This is a genomic window from Kitasatospora phosalacinea, assembly GCF_000717185.1.
GTDB classification, from domain to species: domain Bacteria; phylum Actinomycetota; class Actinomycetes; order Streptomycetales; family Streptomycetaceae; genus Kitasatospora; species Kitasatospora phosalacinea_A.
This window is the reverse complement of sequence record NZ_JNYE01000184.1, coordinates 1-4,973: the sequence shown is the minus strand read 5'-3', so window position 1 is coordinate 4,973 and position 4,973 is coordinate 1. Positions and strand designations below refer to the sequence as shown.

Sequence of the window (4,973 nt, the reverse complement as noted above, 5' to 3'; positions counted from 1 at the left end):
CGGCGCCTCCCGCGCCGCCGTCGACGCCGGCTGGTACCCCCACAGCAGCCAGGTCGGCCAGACCGGCAAGCAGGTCTCCCCCCAGCTGTACGTCGCCGCCGGCATCTCCGGTGCCATCCAGCACCGCGCCGGCATGCAGACCAGCAAGACCATCGTCGCCGTCAACAAGGACCCCGAGGCCCCGATCTTCGAACTCGTCGACTACGGCGTCGTCGGCGACCTCTTCACCGTCCTGCCCCAGCTCACCGACGAGGTGAAGGCGGGCTGACGCAGCGTCAACCCGACTGCCCCACCGGCACGCAGGGCGCGACCGCCACGGTCGCGCCCTGCTGCCGTTCCCCCGCTCACCCCTGGGCGGCCACCAGTGCCCCGGCCGCCGCCGCCCGCAGGTCCTCGTCCTCGACGAAGCCGCGCCAGGCCGTGTTGCTGCGCAGTCGCCGGTCCCCGGCGAGGGCGGCCCGCAGCAGCGGGACGGCGGGCCGGGCGGCGGGGCCGATCCGGGCCAACTGCCGGACGGCGGTGGGCATGACGGGCAGGTGACGCCCCTCGTCGAGGCCGCGCAGGGCGGACAGCAGCGCCGGGACGGCCGCCCCGCCCTCCCCGGTCGCCGCCCACAGGGCGCCCGCGGCCTCGACCCCGACCCACGCGTCCCGGTCGGCGGCCCGGACGCGCAACTGCCCGGCGCAGCGCGCCGCGTGCGGGCCGAGGTCGGCGAGCATCCGCAGCGCGGCGGGCCGGTGCAGGTGCGCGGCGAGGGCGTCGACGGCGGCCTCCGGGTCGCCGCCGAGCCGCCAGCACGCCCAGGCCGCGGTCCCGGCCCCGGCGTCCGGTCCCCCGTCGGGGGCGTTCATCCGTGCGGAGAGCATCTCCCGCGCCCGCGCAGCGGCGGCGCCGAGCACCCCGGGGCCGAGGCGGGCGAGCGCCTCGGCGGCGGGGGCCCAGGCGAGGTCCTCGGCCAGCAGGTCGAGCAGCCGCTCGACGGCCGTCGGGCTCGCGGCGCCCCACCCGGCCAGCACCGTGCCGAAGCGGTGGGCCGCCGTCCGGTCCCCGTCCCGGGCGAGCTGCTGCTCGACCACGGGCATCAGGGCCTGCGCGTGCCCGGGCAGCAGGGCCAGCACCTCGTGCAGCGCGGGCAGGGCGGGCCGGTGGCCGCGGACGCCCAGCCCGAAGTACTGCCCGGAACTGCCGAAGCCCGCGGGGGCGCAGCGCGGGTCGCCGGCGCGGGCCAGCGCCCAGAGCGCGGTGTCGGCGACCGCGTCGTCCTCCAGCAGGGCCGCGATCCGGTCGGCGTGCGGGGCGACGGCGGCCGGGCCGAGGCAGGCGAGCAGGTCGAGCGCGAGGCCGCGCACCCCGGGCGCGGGGTCGTCGAGGCGCGCGGCGAGCACGGGCAGCAGTTCCGCCGTCGGCGAGCGCCACTCGGCGAGCAGCCCGCCGGCCTGCTCCAGGGCGGCGGCCCGGTGCGCGGCGTCGGGGTGGTCGCGGAGCAGTGCGCGGACGAAGGCCGTGGCCGGTCCGGGCGCGGCGAACAGCGCCGTCGTACGGCTGTAGGCCCGGGTCAGGCCCCCCGGCTCCGCCCACTGCCCGGCCTCGGGGGCGCGCAGCGCGGCGGTCAGCAGGTCGGTGTGCCGCAGCGGGAGTCCGGGGTCCTCGGGGGCGAGCGCGAGCAGGGCGCCGTGGCGTTCCCGGAGGTCGGCGCCGTCCGCGAGCAGGGTCCGCAGCAGGCCGAGGGCCTCGGGGCCGTGCGGCCCGGCGGGTTCGCGCCGGGCCGCACGGCCCAGGGTCAGCAGCAGGTCGGTCCGGAGCCCCGGGTCGTCCTCCGCCGCCAGGGCCGCGAGCAGTCCGGGCAGCAGCTGCGCCCCGGGCGTGTCGGAGTGTCGCAGCGCACGGGAGGCGCGGCGGCGGATCGCGGGCAGCGGATCGCCGAGCAGCGCGAGGAGTTGCGGCAGCGCGCGCTCCCAGGCGGGCCACCAGCCGGGGTCGACGCCCGGTCCGCCCCGGGGGGCGTCCGCGGCCAGGCCGCCGACCAGTTCCAGCAGTTGGTCCCGGACGTCCGGTGCGAGGCCCGCGTCGGCCGCCATCCGCAGCACGAACGGCAGCGCGGCGGGGGCCGCCGAGCAGATCCGGCCCCCGTCGTGGAAGAAGCTGTTGGAGAGTTCCGAGACCGCGTCCTCGGCCGCCTCCGGGTCGTCCCCCGCGCAGGCCCGCAGCAGTTCCGGCAGGTCCGCCGCGCTGCCGTAGTGGTGCCTCAGCGCGGCCCAGTCGACGGCTTCCGGTCCCTCCCCCATGCCGTGGACTCTCTCACACCCGCAGCCCGCCCCGCCCCGCCGCTCCCGGCCTATGATCGTCCACCGACCATCGGAACGAGGGGGACCCGTGTCGCAGGCCGCACCGTCTTCGAGCACCGCTTTCGACGCCAACGAGCGCACCGCCTGGGCCGGGCGCGGCGACGCCTACGCGGCCTCGTTCGGTCGGCTCTGCGCCCGCCCGGTGGGCGAACTGCTGGACGCGGCGGGCGTGTCGGCGGGCAGCCGGGTGCTGGACGTCGGGACGGGGCCGGGCACCGTCGCCGCCGCGGCGGGTGCGCGCGGGGCCGAGGTCACGGCCGTGGACGCCGAGCCGAGCATGCTCGAACTCGCCCGCCACCACGCCCCGCAGGCCCGCACCGTCCTCGCCGTGCTCCCCGAACTCCCCTTCCCAGACGGCGAGTTCGATGCGGTGGTGGCCAACTTCGTGCTCAACCACGTGGGCCGTCCGCTGCTCGCCCTGGCCGAACTGCGTCGCGTGCTGCGCCCGGGCGGCCGCCTCGCGCTGACCATCTGGTCGGGCAGCCCCGCCCCGGGCCAGACGCTGGTGCCGCGCGCCCTGCAGGCCGCCGGGGCGGTCCGTCCGCCTCACCTGGGCCCGCTCGACCCGGCCGACGACTTCCCGCGCACCACCGACGGCCTGGCCGGGCTGCTCACTACCGCCGGGCTGCGCGGGGCCGGCTGCCGCACCCTCGACTTCGACCACGCCACGACGCTGGACGAGTGGTGGAGCGGCCCGGCGTCGGGTGTCGCCACGATCGGGCAGACCCTGCTCGCCCAGCCCCCCGAGGTACGCGCCGCGGCCCGCGGCCACTACGAGCGGCTCGCCGCCGAGTACCGCACCGGCCCGAACGGCCCGGACGGCCCGAACGACTCGGACGGCCCGAACGACTCGGACGCCCTGCTGCTCCCGCACAGCGCGCTCCTGGCCACCGCCGTCCGCTGAGAGCCGCCCGGCCCGGCTTCACCAGTCGCGGTCGGCGACCAGTTCCTCCACGTCGGCGTCCGCGAAGCCGTAGGCGTGGGCGATGTGCTCGAAGTCGACCGCGATCGCCTCGCGCGCGACGGTCTCGATCTCGCTGTCCGCCGCGTGGAACTCCTCCGCCAGCAGGTTGAACTGCTCCGTCGCCACCTGCGTCAGCGCGTACAACTCGACGAGCCCGCGCGGGGGTTCGGCCTCGATCCGCTCGCACAGCGCGTGCAGGATGCCGCCGCCCTTGGCGACCAGGTGCGCCGGGTAGTAGCCGTCCCCGCGCATCGAACGCAGGAACTCGTACCCCGCCAACTGCTCGTTCGTGATCGCCATGCCGCTGCTCCGCCCAGGTCGAAGGAATCCCCGCGACCCGATCATGCCCCGGGGCACCGACAACGGGCACCGGCAGCGGGCCCGGGCGGCGGCGGGCCGCTCAGCGCTCCCCGGCCGGGCCAGCCGGGTCGCGGAGCAGGTCGTCGACGTCCCGGCGCGAGGTGGCTGCGCCGGGCGGGCCGTAGCCGACCCGCAGCACCACCTGCACGGTGCCGATGCCGCTCTCCGGGTCGCGCAACCGCCAACGGGTGTCCGGGAGTTCGACGGCCTGGTGGAGCACCGAGATCCGCAGCCCGCGGGCGGTGGCCACCAGCCACACCCGTTCCATCGCCTGACCGGCCCGCAGCCAGTCGGCGGCCGTGTCGCCGCGGGTGGCGATGGTGGCGACCTGCGGCAGTGCCTCGAAGCGCTGGGTGCGCGCGGGCCCGTTCCCGGCGAAGTCCCGTACGGGGACCCGGGCTTCGTGGTCCTGCGGGCCGAGCGCCCGCTGCGGGATGCCGTCCTGCGCCGCCGCGGGTCCCGCCGCCCCGGCCGCCTCCGCCCGCAGCCAACTGCCGGTCTCCGCACGGCGCGCGGCGTCCCCGGCGATCCGGGCCTCGGCCTCCGCGGTGAGCGCCAGCACCCGGCGCGCCCCGGCCTCCTCCAGCACGTCCAGCACGGTGTCCTCGTCCGCGGCGGCCGCGACCAGTTCGCCGATCACCGCCTCGGGCACGTCCCGGTTCGCGAAGGGCTCACGGCTGGAGTGCCGTCGGCCGATCTCCCCGGCCAACTCGGCTAGTTCGTACGGGATTCCGCGCGGGCCGAAGCGCACCACCGCGACCGGCTCGTCCGGCCCGACCACGCCGAGCGGCCCGGGCATCAAGTCCAACTCCTCCACCGGCAGCCCGAGTTGCGCGGCCGCGACCCGCAGGTTGAACAGCGCCGCCCCGACCGACAGCAGCATCCCGCGCCCGTCCGGATCGGCCAGCGGCACCGCCCGCGCCGGGTCGGCGAACACCAGCACCCCGGGCCCGTCCCCGGTCGGCCGGAACCGCCACGGCTGCGCGTTGTGCAGCGACGGCGCGGCACCGGCCGCCGCCACCAGCGCCCGCAGCTCCGCCACGCCCGGCCCGGACGGCACCCCGGCCCCGAACCCGGCCCCGAACCGGGACTCGGACTCGGCAGTCCCTATCCCCGCCCCTGCCGCCGACCCCACCATCGACTCGGTCATCGCGGATCACTCCTCGCCGCTTCCTCGCCGCGTTCCCACACCTTCAGTGCCTCGATCCTGCGCCTCCCCCACCCCGCCCGGTAGGGCCCAAAGGCCCGGCCCGGACGACCTCCGCCCCCTCCCGCCCGCGCCCCGCCTCCCCCCGGCCCCGCGT

At 77.9% G+C, this 4,973-nt stretch carries 5 protein-coding genes; 2 read left to right on the top strand and 3 right to left on the bottom strand.

What is annotated here, in order from left to right; all coding sequences use genetic code 11:
- Nucleotides 1-268 (top strand): electron transfer flavoprotein subunit alpha/FixB family protein (locus tag OO57_RS37080; protein WP_033257261.1); only part of this gene is annotated, 268 nt, incomplete at its 5' end.
- A gap of 76 nt (nt 269-344) precedes the next feature.
- Here OO57_RS37080 and OO57_RS37075 read toward each other — a convergent pair.
- Complete coding sequence (locus OO57_RS37075; protein ID WP_033257260.1) at nt 345-2,285, bottom strand: HEAT repeat domain-containing protein; 1,941 nt, start codon at nt 2,283-2,285, stop codon at nt 345-347.
- Between the two features lie 88 nt (nt 2,286-2,373).
- On the opposite strand from OO57_RS37075, the gene OO57_RS37070 reads away from it, so the two are divergent.
- A complete protein-coding gene (locus OO57_RS37070) occupies nt 2,374-3,249 on the top strand; it encodes a class I SAM-dependent methyltransferase (RefSeq protein ID WP_033257259.1) in 876 nt (291 codons plus the stop codon).
- Nucleotides 3,250-3,267: 18 nt separating this feature from the next.
- On the opposite strand, the gene OO57_RS37065 is transcribed toward OO57_RS37070, so the two are convergent.
- Nucleotides 3,268-3,609 (bottom strand): DUF5713 family protein, encoded by a 342-nt coding sequence (locus OO57_RS37065; protein WP_033257258.1) that lies wholly within the window; start codon nt 3,607-3,609, stop codon nt 3,268-3,270.
- A 100-nt stretch (nt 3,610-3,709) separates the two neighbouring features.
- On the bottom strand, nt 3,710-4,819 hold the full coding sequence (locus OO57_RS37060; protein WP_234337704.1) for an Acg family FMN-binding oxidoreductase: 1,110 nt from the start codon (nt 4,817-4,819) through the stop codon (nt 3,710-3,712).
- Nucleotides 4,820-4,973: the final 154 nt, after the last annotated feature.